Raw genomic sequence first — 14,368 nt, 5'->3', positions numbered from 1 at the left:
CGGACTACTGCCACACCAGCGCGGCGACGCGGCGGAAGTTGCCGCCCAGGATCGCGGCGACGGCGTCGTTGGGGTATCCCCGGGCGAGCAGCGCGTTTTCGACAGTCAGCAGACTTTCCGGGGGCATGAAGTTGATCGGCCCCCAGCGGGTGTAGCAGTCGGGGAACAACTCCGGGCTCTGTTGGCGGTGAGCCCCTCGTCGACCTCGTCCAGGCAACCGCCGCCGGCCGCGTTGCGGTTGTTGTAGCTCGGCAGCATCGTGCGGACACCGAGATCGTAGAAGTGGCGCACCTGGTCCAACTGCCCATCGAGCGGGCCGGAATCCTCCAGGTCGAAGGCCACCGCCACGTCCCCCACACGCCCTGCGGCTTCCACGTCGTCGACGCTCGCAGCGAGCCGCAAACGTTCATCCGCGGCGATCCGCTGTCGCCAACTCGCGATCAGACCGGTGACGTCCTCAGCGCTGTGGGGAACATAGCCCACGTTCACCGAAACGAAGCTGCCGCCCGGTCTGCGGTAGCGGGCCAGTTCGCCGACGTCCGCGCACCTCTCCAACGGCAGGCAGCAGTGTTGCTCCCACAGCAAGGGCGGACGGCGCGGGCCTGAAGATTCGTTCGGCACGGTACGCATCATGCCCGTGCCCCATCGGCTCCAGACTCGGCAGCGGGGACTGGGGTCCGTTCACCCTGGCCATCCTTCAGATCCCAGCCGCAGGAACGACGGCTTGATCCATGCCAAGCCGCGTTCGCAGACCGTTTCCTACAACCCTCGCGATGTTCTGGGGCCGGGAGGTCATCCACGACACCCCGAAGACCTCGATCGCCGCGCCGCTGACGAACATCACCGCACACAGCGGGCCCACCGGGACCGGCACGGCGAGTGCTGCGGCCGGGGCGGCGAGCGGGAAGACGCAGAGGGTGCCCGCGAGCAGCAGGCGGCGGGGCTTCCAGCGGGTCATCAGCAGTGCGCCGCCTACGGTTCCGGCACCGAACGCGCCGAGTGCGAGCCCCCATGGCCCCGGCCCGCCGAGGCTGTCCCGGGCGACCAGTGGACCGTAGACCGCGTCGGCGGCGCCGACGACCGCGACCACCACGGAGAACTGGGCGACGATCGTCCACAGCCACAGCCACAGCCACAGCCACAGCCACAGCCACAGCCACGGCCGTTCGACGAACTCCCGCCAGCCCTCGCGCAGATCGGAGAGCAGTCCGCCGCCGGGCTCGCGCGGCGGTATGTGACTCACGTCCAGGAACGACCGCAGCGCCCCGGCGACCGCGAACGCCACCGCGTCCACGGCGAGCACCCAGCCGGGCCCGACCACGGCCACCATCGCCCCGCCCAGGGCCGCGCCGCCCAGGCCGGCGCCCTGCGTCGCCATCCGGCACACGGCGAAGGCGCGGCTCGCCCGCTCCCCGCTCACCGAGGACATCAACATGCCCTCGGCCGCCGGGCTGAAGAACGCCTGCCCGGTGCCGCCGAGCGCGGACAGCAGCATCATCTGCCACAGTCGCGCCTCACCGGCGAGGACGAGGATCGCGAACACCGCCTGCGAGACGCAGTTCAGGGCGTTGGCCGCGACCATCACCCGATGGCGCGGCAGCCGGTCCGCGACTGCTCCGCCGATCAGGAGAAAGAGCACCAGCGGCAGCGTCCGAGCCGCCGCCACCAGCCCGACGTCACCCCGTCGCCGCCCGTCTCGAGCACCGCGAACGCCGAGGCGATCAGCGCGACCTGGCTGCCCAGGTTGGTGACGACCGCGGCGGCGGTCAGCAGGATGTAGTTGCGGCCCGCCCGGGCAGGGCGGGGGGAGCGGCGGGAGGCGTCGGCGGCGGAGATCACCGGCCGACTGTCGCTGCCGCGGTCCCCGCGCGCAACATCGTGCCGGCCGCGGGCCGACTCGCCGTACCGGCGGCTTCTTTGACCCTGGTGGCGGTACCTTCTAGGGTGATCATGTCATGTTCATGATGATTCGCCACCCCCTGGAACGTTTCGTTCCCAAGGAAAGGAGCGTCATGCGAAAGCATGTTGCAACTCTGTTCGCCGCGGCCGCGCTGGTGGGCGCCGCCCTTCCCGTCGCGGCCTCGATGCCCGCCTCGGCGGCTTCGTTCTCCTGTCAGCCGGTCAGCCACAGCTACACCGTCAGTCAGGAGAAGGTGGCTGTCCACGCCACCCCGTCGCCTCGGGGCAGCGTGGTCGGCTACAAGTACAAGGACAACAACGTGCACGCCGACTTCGCCTGCAGCAACAGCACCGGCGACTGGGTGTGCATCGGCCAGTGCCACGTCGACGAGGAGTCGATCACGGGCCGCTGGGTCTTCCGTAACTACCTGAAGGGCTGAGGCTCCCGGCGTTCCGGCCCGCCCGTCAGGCGGGCCGGTGTGCCACCGCGGTCAGCCGCCGGTCGGAGTCCCGTGCAGCCGGACCGTGCCGAGGATCTTCATGATGGTCGCCTTGGCGACCTCGTCCTTCACGCCCTTGGCCCCGTAGAAGTTGAACGACACGAAATCGGCGGCGGAGTTCTTGAAGCCGAACGTGAGTGCCTTGCCGTCGCTCGCACACTTGCCCTTGTCGGGTGTGTGGGTCGACTGGGCCCATCCGACGCTGCCCGTGATGCCCGAGGTGGTCGTGAAGGGCGTGGCCTTCTTGTCGTACGAGAGGCTCTTCTTGTCGGGCTGGGTGTAGCCGCCGAAGACCCACCAGACGGGGGTGTTGATCGCGACCTCGTCGCTGTTCTTGGCACCGCTGGCGCCCTTGGTGCCCACCACGGCCAGGGGGGTGTCCTCGGTCCGGCCGTCCTTGTTGTCGTCCGAGGTGCACCACTTGGACTTGTACTCGGCGGTGCCCGACATCGTGATTCCCTTGTCCGCCTCCTTCGGGAACTCGAAGCCGATCCCGAGGCCGGGGGACTGGACCTCCCAGTCCGCGGGCACGTCGAAGGCGATGCCCCATTTGGGGTTCACCACGACCTTCCAGCCGGCGATGGTCGGCTTCTCCGTCTCCGTGCCGCGCGGGTTGTCGTCCGCAGCGGAAGCCGAGTCGCTCGGGTCCGCCGATGCCGACGTCGACGGGCCGGACGTGTTGTTCGTACTGCCCTCGGCCTTGTCGTCCTTGTTTCCGCCGAGGACCAGGAATCCCGTCACGCCCGCGGCCACCACCACGGCCGTGGCCGCGATGATCGCCACGAGCTTCGTCCGGTTGCCGCCGTCGCCCCCGCCCTGCGGCGGCTGCGGCGCGCCCATGCCCGCGGGGGTGCCCCACTGCGGCTGCTGCCCATAAGGGTTGGGCTGCTGATAGCCGGGCTGCTGGTACGGATTCGGCTGCTGATACGGACTGTTCTGCGGGTTCTGCTCGCCCCCGGGCGGCTGCTGTCCTGGCCACATGGGCGTTAACCCTAGTGGCACGAGGGAAACGATTCGGTCGCTGCTCCTTGTCAGGGACGCATCGAAATCTGGCCAGAATGGGCTACTCGTGAGTAACATGCCGCCATGAGCGCAGACCAGATGACGATCGGCGAGATGCTCGCCGCCACCGTGCCGATGGCCCGGACACTGAACCTCGAGTTCGTGGAGACCACGCCGGACAAGGCCGTGGTGGCCCTGCCGGACCAGAGCGAGTACCACAACCACGTCGGCGGGCCGCACGCCGGAGCGATGTTCACCCTCGGAGAGTCGGCGAGCGGGGCGATCGTCCTCGCCGCGTTCGGGGAGCAGCTGTCGCGCGCCGTGCCGCTCGCGGTCAGCGCCGAGATCGCGTACAAGAAGCTCGCGATGGGCCCCGTGACGGCCACCGCGACCCTCGGCCGCCCGGCCGCGGAGGTCGTCGCCGAGCTCGACGCGGGTCAGCGCCCCGAGTTCCCCGTGGCCATCGCCATCCAGCGCGCGGACGGCGCCGTCACGGGCGAGATGACGGTTGTCTGGACCCTGCGGCCGAACGGCTGAGACGAGCGAACGGAACGGCGGCGGGTCCGCTCGGCCCAGGAGACGTCGTTCGGATCGCCGCGGACCCGGGGTGATCCGAACGCCTCCCCCTGGCGCCGGACGGACCCGCCCGGCGGTTGCCCCCGTGCCACCGCCCCCGTGTCACCGCCCCCGCGGCGCGGGGCCCGTGCTGCGGCGTACGACGAGCCGGACCGGCTCGATGTGATCGATCCGGGGCTTCGCCGAACCGTCGATGCGCGACAGCAGCAGCTGAAGCGATCGCCGGCCTGTCGCGGCGAAGTCGGTACGCACGGTCGTCAGCGGGGGCAGCATGTGGGCGGCCTCGGGGATGTCGTCGTAGCCGACGACGCTCACGTCGTCCGGAACGTGCCGCCCGGCCTCGTGCAGGGCGCGCAGCACGCCGAGCGCCATCTGGTCGTTGGAGGCGAACACCGCCGTGACCTCGGGGCGCGTGGCCAGCCGGCGGCCCAGCGCGTACCCGGAGTCCGCGCTCCAGTCGCCGATGAGCGGCTCGGGGGCCTCGGCCCCAGCCGCCCGAAGGGTGTCCCGCCACGCGTCCAATCGGCGCTCGGCGGACAGCCAGCCCGTGGGGCCCGCGATGTGGTGAACCGTGCCGTGGCCGAGCTTCAGCAGGTGCTCGGTGGCTTGGCGCGCCCCGTCGCGGGAGTCCGCGGTGACATAGGAGGCGTCGTCCCCGAGGTCGTTCTCCAGGACCATCAGGGGGACGTCGAGCGCCGCCTCCGCCAAGGCCCTGCCCACCCAACGCTGCGGTGCGATGGCGAGCAGGCCGTCCGCCCCCTCGGCCGACAGCGTGTGCACGGCGCGGACCAGGGTGTCCCGGTCGGCCGTGTCGAGCGCGATGGAACTGACCAGGTAACCGGCTTCCTGGGCGGCGGAGTTGATCGCGGTCAGGATGGAGGCGGGCCCGTAGCGCGCCGCGTCGAACGAGATCACCCCGAGCATCCGCGTCCTGCCACTGGCCAGGGAACGCGCGCTGCGGCTCGGCCGGTAGCCGAGTGTGCGCATGGCGGTCACGACCGCCTCCCGGGTCTCGGGCCGCACCGCGGGACTGTCGTTGAGCACCCGGGAGACCGTCTGTTTCGAGACACCGGCCAGCCGGGCCACGTCGTCCATCACCGGACGCGCCCCCGCGAAGCTGCGCCGGCTGCGTCCCTTGGGGCCCTCTGTTCCCTGGGGGACGGCGCCGTCCGTGGCACCTCGGGTCATGGGGGCGCTTCCTCCGACGTCTCGGCGGCGGTCTGTCCCGATCCGCCCGGCAGGCCCACAGGATAGGCCCGCCGGGCCCGCCTCCCCTTCGTCAGCCCGCCCGGACCGCCCAGGCGCGGCTGGTCCCCCACTCGACGCGCCACACCGCCGCCCGTCCCGTCACGTCACCCGCCCGCTCGGGCAGATACACCGGAGCGTCGGCGGCGAGGGGCAGTAACAGCAGCCGCAGTCCGTGGTTGCGCGGGGCGTCCGCGGGGAGCCGGTCCAGGCCGATGTCCCAGACGCGTCCGGAGAAGAACTGGTCGGCGACGAGGGTGTCTCCGACGTACGCGCGGGCCACGTCGCCGGTCCAGTGGACGCGCAGGACGGTGCCGGACGGCCGGTGCGGGAGGTCGTCCGGCAGCTTGACGTGATACTCGGCCGCGGAGGCGGCGAAGTGTTCGTCCGCCGGGGCGCTCGCCCGGCCCAGGGGACCGGTCGCGGTCGTGGGCGGCGGCCCCGCGGGGCGCACGAGGGTGGCGGCGGGCGGGATGTCCCCGTCGGCCCATTCCTCGGTCGTCCAGCGGGTGAACACGCCGTCGGCCGTCGCCGACAGGGGTGCCCCGGCCACCGTCAACGGGCGTGCGGGCGTGGGCAGTACGGCGAAGGAGGGGTGCGACACGGAGCTGTGCACGCGGAGTTCGTCCTGGTCGAAAACGACACTGTCCGGGGAGAGGACCAGCCGCTCGGCGCCCCACGCCGTCCCCCGGTAGACCGTGCGCGCGGTGGTGGCGTCGAGGACGAGCAGGCCCATGTCGTTCCCGTCCGCGGTCCTCACCTGGACGAGGGCGTCGGTGCCGGGACGCAGACCGGTGATCAGAACACGGCCGTCGGTCTTGTCGACCGCCCCGGAGGGTGTGTCGACGGACGCGACCGTGCCCGCGTCCAGGGCGAGTTCGACCGGAACGCCGTCGGTGGCGGCCAGCACCAGGACCGTACGCCCGTCGTCCTGGACCCGGCACACCGGCTGGGCGGTGGCCCAGTCGAGCCGCAGACCGGCGACGTCCAGACGCAGCGGCCAGCAGAAGTACGCGCCGGTCGGGACGGTGACCGGGGCGCTGGGCAACGTCAGGGCGGGAGCGTCGGGGAACTCGACCGTGAAGGTCGTGCCCGGGTGGGCCGGCAGCGGTTCGTGCGGCTGGTGGTTGTTGACGAACAGGAAGCCGGAGGCGCCGTCACTGCGCACGGCCCAGCGCAGGGTGTCCCGGTCGGACTGGGAGGCGGGCTGCCGCTCGGGCAGGACGGACTCCATGGGGGCGATCACGTCGCCGAAGTCGGCCAGCAGCAGGTGCTGGAGGCGCAGTGCGTGGTACGAGGGCCGGACCTGGCCGTACTCGCCCAGCGGCGCCTGGAAGTCGTAGGTGAGGACGGGCAGGTCGTTGGGGTAGCCGGTGGCGTGGGACTCCTGGAGCGTGGTGAGTTCACCCGCCGGGTTCGTGCCGCCGTGGAACATGTAGTAGCCCTGCCAGACCGAACCGCAGCCGATCTTCGTGAGGCCGAGCGCCCCGATGTCGTCGGGCTCGACGCGTGGCCTGCGGTGGTAGGCGACGGCCATGCCGCCGCCGAGCTCGCAGGTGGCCCAGGGAAAGCGGTCCGTGGGCGTGGGGTCGCCGCCGCGTACGGTCGTCGGGCGCAGGTCGGCGCCGATGCCCTCGTCGTCGCGCTGATGGGTGAAGAAGAAGTGCTTGCGGCAGGTGTCGGGCCAGCCGCCGTCCGCCTCGGTCCAGAACGTCTCGGTGTAGCCGCCGTACAGCGGGAGCAGTTCGTCCAACGGCAGTCGGACCCCGCCCCACGCCGTGGACGTCCACAGCGGCGCGCTCAGACCCGCCTCCTGGGCCATCCGCTTCAGGGTGAGGAGGTGGCCGGGCTGGTCGTAGAGCTCGTTCTCGATCTGGATCGCGACGATCGGACCGCCGTGCGCCCGGTCCAGTCCGCGCAGCTGTCGCGCGATCGCCGTGAACCAGCCGCGTACGGGCTCCAGATAGGCGGGGTCGTCGGTGCGGGGCGCGCGGGTGCGGGCGAGCAGCCAGTCCGGGAAGCCGCCGTTGCGGACCTCCGCGTGGCACCAGGGGCCGATGCGCGGGATGAAGTCCAGGCCGTGCCGGGCGCACAACTCGGCGAAGGTCCGCAGATCGCGGTCGCCGTCGAAGCGGACGCGGCCCTCGATCTCCTCGTGGTGGATCCAGATGACGTAACTGGCGACGACGGTGACCCCGCCCGCCTTCATCTTCAGCAGCTCCTCCTCCCAGTCCCGGGCCGGGTAGCGCGCGTAGTGGAACTCGCCGGAGACCGGGAACCAGGGGCGGCCGCCGCGCGTGAGGTAGCGGCTCGTCACCTCGATGGGGTCGGGCGCCCCCGGGGCGTCGGTGAAGGGGAGATGACCGGTCAGGGGCGGTGCGGGGGGCGCGGGGACGCGCAGGAGATGCGGCATCGGGACTTCTCCGGTCCGGGTTGGGGGAGGGCGTCGGCTTCGGCGGGGTGAAAGGTGTGGGTGTGGGTGCGGTGTGAGTGCGGTGCGGGAGGAGGGCGGGTACGGGCGCGGTGGGGTTCGCTCGCCCGTTCCCGTTCCCGTTCCCGTTCCCGCTCTCGTTCTGGAGCCCGGGGGCTTGGGAGCGTTCCCAGGCTCAGTGATGTTATCGGTAACATCACGCGCGTCAAGGGACTTTGGGGCCGATGGCGGAACGGCCCCGGAAGGCCGTGGTCCGCGTCGCGCCGGACCTCCCGCGGGCCGGGCGACGTCCGCGGAAACACCGGGGCCAAGTGGCGTTCCGCCTGTTCCGGAGGCGTTCACGGCGAGGCCACGCCTGTGTCCCCGCGGCCTGGCTGAGTGGTTCCAGCAACTGAATCGCTCGGAGGCACCGGAGGGTCGCCCCATGGCCGGAACCGAATCCGTATCCGCCGCCGTCAACCGTCGTCGATTTCTGCTCGCCTCGGGCGCCACGGCAGCGGCCGGCGTCGCCGGAACCAGCGCGGGGACGCTCCCGCCGCGCCAGCGCCAAAACCCCGTCGTCGAGCCCGCCGCACGGACCGTCGCCCAACGGCCGCCCCGCAGCGCCCCGCGGGCGGCGCCGTACGCCCTGACCACCCTGGAGACGACGGCCCGCCTCGGCGGCAGCGCCCACACCGGCACCTACCGACGGCTGGTCTCGGGCCCCGGCTGGCCCCTGGTCGTCCGCAAGGAGCTCGCCAGGCCCGGTGCCGGGCGCCAGGACCGGCGTACCCCGCTCGCGTGCTTCGTACAGTTCACCGACCTCCATCTCGCCGACGTACAGAACCCGTTGCGCACCGAGTTCCTGCGCTCGCGCGGGGCCTCGTCGTGGCGGGCGCAGGAGGCGCTGACGGTGGCAGGCGCGGTCGCGCTCGTCGAGCAGGTGAACGCGCTCGGCGGAGGGCCGAACACCAGGCTGCGCCCCGCCTTCGTGATGACCACGGGCGACAACGTCGACAACAACTCCGCGATCGAGCTGGAGTGGTTCCTGACCGTGATGAGCGGTGGCCGGATCACGCCGAACACCGGTGACCCGCGGGCGTACGAAGGCGCCCAGAACTCCGGTCTCCCGCTGTACTGGCACCCCGGGGACCCCCACCTGCGCGACCTGGACAAGCGGCGCGGGCTGCCCCTGATCCCCGGCTTCCTCGCCGCGGCCACCCGCCCGATCACCAGCCCGGGGCTGCGCATCCCCTGGTACTCCACGGTCGGCAACCACGACGATCTGCCCGGCGGTTGCCTGTCGCCCGCGCTGAACGACTTCGCCGTCGGGTCCCGCAAACTGCTGTCGGTGTCCGCCGCGGACGCGGCCGCCTACGCCAAGGCGCTCGGGTCGGGCGACGATCCGAAGAGCGAGGTGCTCAAGGCGATCCTCACCAGGAACGCGGCCTCGGCGCGGACCGTGACCGCCGACGAGCGGCGCCGGCTGTGCACCCCGCACGACTATCTGGCCGCGCATCTCGACCCCGCTCACGCCGGTGCCGGTCCGGTCGGCCACGGCTACACCCAGGACAACCTGGACGGCGAGCGGATGTACTACTCCTTCAAGGTGGCCGAGAACGTCCTCGGCATCAGCATCGACACGACGTACCGCAGCGGCCACTACGAGGGTTCACTCGGCAGCGACCAACTCCGCTGGCTGGAAAGGACCCTGGCCGCGCACAGCTCCCGGTCCTACGACGCGGACGGCCGGCTCGTCCGCAACACCGGGGCCGACGACGCCCACATCCTGGTCTTCAGCCACCACCACAGCCCCAGCATGACCCGCCGTCCCGACGCCGCCCGCACGGACGAGCCGCGCCACGACGGAGCGGAGGTCATCGCCCTGCTCAGCCGGTTCCCGAACGTGGTGGCCTGGATCAACGGGCACAGTCACGTCAACCGGATCACGCCGCACGCGCACGCGAAGCCCGCCCGCTCCTTCTGGGAGGTCAACACCGCCTCCCACGTGGACTATCCGCACCACGCCCGGCTGATCGAGCTGACCGACAACGGGGACGGGACGGTGTCCCTGTTCACCACCCTCGTCGAGTCCGCCGCGCCGCACCGCACCGCCCGGGACTTCGACGACTTGTCGGCGGTGGGACTCGCCTCCCTGTACCGGGAAGTGGCCTACAACGCTCCCGGCCTCGCCGAGAGCATGAAGGGCGGCGTCCAGGAGGGGTGGGCGGGCGGTCCCGGGGACCGCAACGCGGAACTGGTGGTGGCGGGAGGCTCGGCAACGGCATAACCCAGCCTCGCCGCGGTCCCTACCGCGGTCCCTGCTTCGGTCCATGCAGAGGTCCCTGCCGGGACCTCTGCTGTGGTCTCTTCGGTTGTTGTCGGGGTGCCGGCGGTTCCTGTTCATTTCATTGACACGAGTCACCGACGGTCATAGTTTTCGCGCCGTACCCGTGCTGTGTGACGGCGTGTCACGTCCGGTTGATGCCTGGTGTGTTCAAGGGCCGAACGCGGCAGCTGTCGTCGGCGCGCGTACCCGCGGTTCACGACGACGTGCCCGCGCACCGAAGGAGTGACGGCTCATGTCCCACACCTTTTCCCGGCGTTCGACCCTGCGTCTGCTGGGCGGCGCCATCGCGGTCGCCGCGGCGGCCACCACCGCCACCGGCCCCCTTCCGCTCGCCCGGGCGGAGTCCAGATCCGGCGCCGGCCCTCGCGTAGAGGGTTTGATAGCCAAACTCACTCTCGACGAGAAGATCTCCCTGCTGCACGGCGCCACCGACCCCGCCTCGCTCGGCCAGGCCGGATACGTACCCGGAGTACCCCGCCTCGGCATCCCCCCGCTCCGCCTCGCCGACGGCCCCGCCGGAGTCCGTGTCACCCGGCACGCCACCGCCCTGCCCGCCCCGGTGCTTCTCGCCTCCGCCTTCGACCCCGGCCTGGCCCGCCGCTACGGGCAGGTCATCGGGCGCGAGGGCCGTGCCCTCGGCCAGGACGTGCTGCTCTCCCCGATGGTCAACCTCATCCGCACCCCGTACGCGGGCCGCAACTTCGAGACCTTCAGCGAGGACCCGCTGCTCGCCGGCGACCTGGTCGCGGCCGAGATCCGCGGCATCCAGGGCGAGGGCCTCATCGCGACCGTCAAGCACTTCGCGCTGAACAACCAGGAGCAGGACCGCATGTCCATCGACGTGCGGGTCGACGAACAGACCATGCACGAGGTCGAACTGCGCGGCTTCGAGGCGGCCGTCGCCGCCCGCACCGGCGCGGTCATGGGCGCGTACAACAAGGTCAACGGCACCTTCGCCTGCGAGAACAAGACACTCCTCACCGACATCCTGCGCGAGCGGTGGGGCTTCGGCGGCTGGGTGATGACCGACTGGTTCGCGGCCCACAGCACCGTCACCGCCCTCACCGCGGGCCTCGACATGGAGATGCCGGACGGGACGTACTTCGGGGCCGCCCTGAAGACGGCCGTCCAGAGCGGCGCCGTGGCCGAGTCCTACGTCGACCGGGCCGTACGCCGCGTCCTCGCCGTGATGGACCGCTTCGGGCTGCTCGACGGCAGCGTCCCGCCCCGTCCCGCCCGCGACCCGAAGGCGGGCGCGACCGTCGCCCTGGAGGTCGCCAAGGCGGGCGCGACGCTCCTGCGCAACGAGCGACACGCACTGCCCCTGACCGGCGCCGCCGCCCGCAGCATCGCCGTCGTCGGCCCCACCGGCTCCCTGCCGTTCGTCAGCGGCGGCGGCAGCGCGCACGTCGTCCCGGACCACGCCGACAGCCCGCTCGACGCCATCCGCTCCCGAGCGGGAGGCGGCGCCCGGGTGTCGTACGCGCTCGGTGAGGACCTCTTCGGCAAGGCGATCCCCGACGGGGCGCTGACCGCGGGCATCGACACCGAGGGCCAGAGGGTCGCCGCCGGAGGGGCCTGGACATACACGGGAACGCTCACCGTCGCGGACGCCGACGAGTGGACCTTCGTCATCCACTACTCCGGCATCCGGCCCACGGTGCTCGTCGACGGCGTCGAGCTCTTCCCGCCGCTGCCCGGCTACGGCGAGTACTTCAGCGGTGGTCTGGTCTCCGCGGCGCCCGACGGACTCGCCGTACGCCGCAAGGCCCTGAACCTCTCCCGGGGCGCGCACCAGGTCTCCATCACCGCCCAGGGCGCCGACACGGGACAGCTGTTCCGGCTGCGGCGCATCACCGGCGCGACCCGCGCGCGGGACGTCGCCGAGGCGGTCGACGCCGCGCGCGCCGCCCACAGCGTCGTCCTCTTCGCCTACGAGGACGCCACCGAGGGCCTGGACCGCGGCACCCTCGCGCTGCCGGGCAACCAGGAGCGGCTGATCAGGGCCGTCGCCGCGGCCAACCCCCGGACGGCCGTCGTCCTCAACACCTCCTCCTCGACCTCGATGCCCTGGCTGGACGGCACGGCCGCCGTGCTCCAGATGTACTACCCGGGCCAGGAGGGCGCGGCCGCCACCGCCGCCGTCCTGTTCGGCGACTGCGATCCCGGCGGCCGGCTCACCCAGTCCTTCGCGGTCGACGACGCCCACCACCCGGTCGCCGGTGACCCGCACCGCTATCCCGGCGTGAACGGCGCCGAGGAGTACTCGGAGGGGATCCACGTCGGCTACCGCTGGTACGACGCGCAGGGCGTGCGTCCGCTGTTCCCCTTCGGGCACGGGCTCTCGTACACCTCGTTCGCGTACGAGGATCTGCGGGTCCGGGGGCGAGAGGTCGGTTTCACCGTGCGCAACACCGGGCGGCGCCACGGTGTCGAGGTGGCGCAGGTCTACCTGGGGCCGTCGCCCGATCTCCGGCTCGACCAGGCCGTACGGGTGCTGGCCGGGTACCGGCGGCTGACGCTGCGCGCGGGGGAGCGGCGACGGGTGACGGTGCGCCTCGACCCGCGCACGCTGTCGTCCTGGGACGCGGGGCGGCACGACTGGGTCCTCGGCACCGGGCGGCGCGCGGTGTGGGTGGGCTCGTCTTCGCGGGATCTGCGGCTGCGCGGCAGCGCGGAGGTGGGTGTGTGAACAGGGGGCAGATCGTCCGATCCGGCCGCCTGCGCGCGCTGATGGTGGGGGCGACGCTCTTCGCCGCCGCGTTCGCCGCCCCGACCCCGGCCGCGGCCGACGCCGACCCGGCCCTTGCCGCCTCGGCCCCGGCGCACGCCGCGCAGGCCCCGACCGTCGTGCGCACCGCCGCCGGCCTGGTCCGGGGCGAAGTCACCGCCGAGGGACGCCAGTTCCTCGGCATCCCGTACGCACAGCCGCCCGTCGGCGCTCTCCGCTGGAAGAACCCGGAACCGGTCGCACCCTGGCGCGGTGTGCGCACCGCACGGGACTTCGGCAACCGGTGTGCGCAGACGGCCAGTTGGGACCCCGGCTACGAGCGGCCCAGCCACACCGAGGACTGCCTCGACCTCAACGTGTACGTCCCCGAAGGCGCCGGAAGCCGGCCGGTGATGGTCTGGCTGCACGGCGGCGGGCTCACCGCGGGCGCGGGCGAGGACATCGTGCCCGACACCTTCGCCCGGCAGACCGGCACGGTCGTCGTGACCGTCAACTACCGCCTGGGTGCCATGGGATTCCTCGCCACGGCCGGCCTGGACGGCGAGGCGCGCGACGGGGTCTCGGGCAACTTCGGCATGCTCGACCAACAGGCCGCACTGCGCTGGGTGGGTGCCAACATCGGCCGCTTCGGCGGTGATCCCGGCCGTGTCACCGTCGCGGGCGAGTCGGCGGGCGGCCGCTCGGTCTGTACCCAGCTGGCCTCGCCGACCTCGAAGGGCCTGTACCGGGCGGGGATCGTCGAGAGCGGCGCGTACGGGAACTGCGCGGCGCGCACCCACGAGGCGGCCGTGGCCGCCGGCGCGGCCTTCGCGCGGAAGGCGGGCTGCGCCGATCTGTCGGCGGCGTGTCTGCGGGGCAAGTCGTCCGCGGAGATCCTCGCCGCCCAGGGCGGATTCGACTGGGGGCCCGTCGTGGGCGGCGCCTTCCTGCCGGTACAGCCCTTCGAGGCGTACGCGCACGGGGCCGCGGCCCGGGTCCCCGTGCTGAACGGGGCGAACGAGGACGAGGGGCGGCTGTTCGCGTTCGCCCGGTTCGACCATGCCGGCACCCCGCTCACCGCCGAGCGGTACCCGGCGGTCGTGAAGGAGGCCTGGGGCGCCGATCCGGGCGAGCGCGTGCTCGAGCGCTATCCACTCGACGACTACGCGTCGCCGACCCTCGCCTACGCCACCGCCTTCGGTGACTACCTCATGGCGTGTCCGGCGCTGCGGCTCGACGCGGTGCTCGCCGGACGCGGGCCCGTGTACGCGTACGAGTTCGCCGACCGCACCTCGCCGCCGTTCGCCTCGCTGCGCGATCTCCGTACGAGCTTCGACTTCGGGGCGACCCATGTGAACGAGGTGCAGTACCTCTTCAAGCACTTCGGGCTCACCACCCCGCTGAACGCGGAGCAGCGGGTGCTGTCGCGGCAGATGATCCAGTACTGGGGGTCCTTCATCAGGGGCGGGGTGCCGCGCGCCGAAGGACAGCCCGCGATGCCCGGCGGCGCCGGCCCGGTGCTCTCGCTGCGGACCGCCTCCCGGGGCGGAAACTTCGTGAGTACGACCGTCCACCGGGAGCATCGGTGCGACCTGTGGGACGCCGCCGCGCGAGGCTGAGCGGTAGGCTTCCCGGCGTGTGCCCGTCGTCGCGGGCGCACGCCGGGAAGTGCGCGA

10 protein-coding genes and 1 pseudogene are annotated in these 14,368 nt (G+C 72.2%); 5 read left to right on the top strand and 6 right to left on the bottom strand.

Going from position 1 to position 14,368, the window contains the following annotated elements; all coding sequences use genetic code 11:
- Positions 1 to 4: 4 nt before the first annotated feature.
- From FNV62_RS57050 to FNV62_RS11465, 3 genes and pseudogenes are all read right to left on the bottom strand, one after another.
- Positions 5 to 127 (bottom strand): hypothetical protein, encoded by a 123-nt coding sequence (locus FNV62_RS57050; protein ID WP_263985301.1) that lies wholly within the window; start codon positions 125 to 127, stop codon positions 5 to 7.
- On the bottom strand, positions 106 to 633 hold the full coding sequence (locus FNV62_RS11470) for a membrane dipeptidase (protein ID WP_225900236.1): 528 nt from the start codon (positions 631 to 633) through the stop codon (positions 106 to 108). Before FNV62_RS11470 ends, FNV62_RS57050 begins: the two co-directional genes overlap by 22 nt.
- 139 nt (positions 634 to 772) lie before the next feature.
- Positions 773 to 1,839 (bottom strand): annotated as a pseudogene (locus tag FNV62_RS11465) (MFS transporter); the annotation flags it as partial.
- Between the two features lie 173 nt (positions 1,840 to 2,012).
- Between FNV62_RS11465 and FNV62_RS11460 the strand changes: the two are divergent.
- On the top strand, positions 2,013 to 2,339 hold the full coding sequence (locus FNV62_RS11460) for a hypothetical protein (RefSeq protein WP_143654656.1): 327 nt from the start codon (positions 2,013 to 2,015) through the stop codon (positions 2,337 to 2,339).
- Positions 2,340 to 2,390: 51 nt separating this feature from the next.
- On the opposite strand, the gene FNV62_RS11455 is transcribed toward FNV62_RS11460, so the two are convergent.
- Positions 2,391 to 3,380: a hypothetical protein gene (locus FNV62_RS11455; RefSeq protein ID WP_144315176.1), complete on the bottom strand. Its 990-nt coding sequence runs from the start codon at positions 3,378 to 3,380 to the stop codon at positions 2,391 to 2,393.
- A 105-nt stretch (positions 3,381 to 3,485) separates the two neighbouring features.
- Between FNV62_RS11455 and FNV62_RS11450 the strand changes: the two genes are divergently transcribed.
- Positions 3,486 to 3,938 (top strand): DUF4442 domain-containing protein, encoded by a 453-nt coding sequence (locus tag FNV62_RS11450; protein WP_179858111.1) that lies wholly within the window; start codon positions 3,486 to 3,488, stop codon positions 3,936 to 3,938.
- A 141-nt stretch (positions 3,939 to 4,079) separates the two neighbouring features.
- Here FNV62_RS11450 and FNV62_RS11445 read toward each other — a convergent pair whose 3' ends face one another.
- Entirely contained in the window at positions 4,080 to 5,165 is a 1,086-nt protein-coding gene (locus tag FNV62_RS11445; protein WP_144315174.1) for a LacI family DNA-binding transcriptional regulator, read from the bottom strand.
- 91 nt (positions 5,166 to 5,256) lie between these two features.
- Entirely contained in the window at positions 5,257 to 7,635 is a 2,379-nt protein-coding gene (locus tag FNV62_RS11440) for a beta-galactosidase (RefSeq protein WP_144315172.1), read from the bottom strand.
- Between the two features lie 442 nt (positions 7,636 to 8,077).
- On the opposite strand from FNV62_RS11440, the gene FNV62_RS11435 reads away from it, so the two are divergent.
- From FNV62_RS11435 to FNV62_RS11425, 3 genes are all read left to right on the top strand, one after another.
- Positions 8,078 to 9,922, top strand: coding sequence for a TIGR03767 family metallophosphoesterase (locus FNV62_RS11435; RefSeq protein ID WP_097283791.1), 1,845 nt, complete (start codon positions 8,078 to 8,080; stop codon positions 9,920 to 9,922).
- A 292-nt stretch (positions 9,923 to 10,214) separates the two neighbouring features.
- The gene (locus FNV62_RS11430) at positions 10,215 to 12,674 is read left to right on the top strand and encodes a beta-glucosidase family protein (protein ID WP_144315170.1); all 2,460 of its coding nucleotides are present in this window, start codon (positions 10,215 to 10,217) and stop codon (positions 12,672 to 12,674) included.
- Entirely contained in the window at positions 12,671 to 14,311 is a 1,641-nt protein-coding gene (locus tag FNV62_RS11425) for a carboxylesterase/lipase family protein (RefSeq protein WP_225900235.1), read from the top strand. Before FNV62_RS11430 ends, FNV62_RS11425 begins: the two co-directional genes overlap by 4 nt.
- The last annotated feature ends 57 nt before the right edge of the window (positions 14,312 to 14,368 follow it).

Source organism: Streptomyces sp. RLB3-17, assembly GCF_007113425.2.
In the GTDB taxonomy this organism is placed as follows: domain Bacteria; phylum Actinomycetota; class Actinomycetes; order Streptomycetales; family Streptomycetaceae; genus Streptomyces; species Streptomyces mirabilis_D.
The sequence above is the reverse complement of the archived record's forward strand: the minus strand, read 5'-3'. Positions and strand labels throughout refer to the sequence as shown.

Coding starts and splice junctions, on each gene's coding strand:
- FNV62_RS11430 (WP_144315170.1), top strand. CDS start 10,215: ATGTCCCACACCTTTTCCCGGCGTTCGACCCTGCGTCTGCTGGGCGGC.
- FNV62_RS11470 (WP_225900236.1), bottom strand. CDS start 633: ATGATGCGTACCGTGCCGAACGAATCTTCAGGCCCGCGCCGTCCGCCC.
- FNV62_RS57050 (WP_263985301.1), bottom strand. CDS start 127: ATGCCCCCGGAAAGTCTGCTGACTGTCGAAAACGCGCTGCTCGCCCGG.
- FNV62_RS11460 (WP_143654656.1), top strand. CDS start 2,013: ATGCGAAAGCATGTTGCAACTCTGTTCGCCGCGGCCGCGCTGGTGGGC.
- FNV62_RS11440 (WP_144315172.1), bottom strand. CDS start 7,635: ATGCCGCATCTCCTGCGCGTCCCCGCGCCCCCCGCACCGCCCCTGACC.
- FNV62_RS11435 (WP_097283791.1), top strand. CDS start 8,078: ATGGCCGGAACCGAATCCGTATCCGCCGCCGTCAACCGTCGTCGATTT.
- FNV62_RS11450 (WP_179858111.1), top strand. CDS start 3,486: ATGAGCGCAGACCAGATGACGATCGGCGAGATGCTCGCCGCCACCGTG.
- FNV62_RS11455 (WP_144315176.1), bottom strand. CDS start 3,380: ATGTGGCCAGGACAGCAGCCGCCCGGGGGCGAGCAGAACCCGCAGAAC.
- FNV62_RS11445 (WP_144315174.1), bottom strand. CDS start 5,165: ATGACCCGAGGTGCCACGGACGGCGCCGTCCCCCAGGGAACAGAGGGC.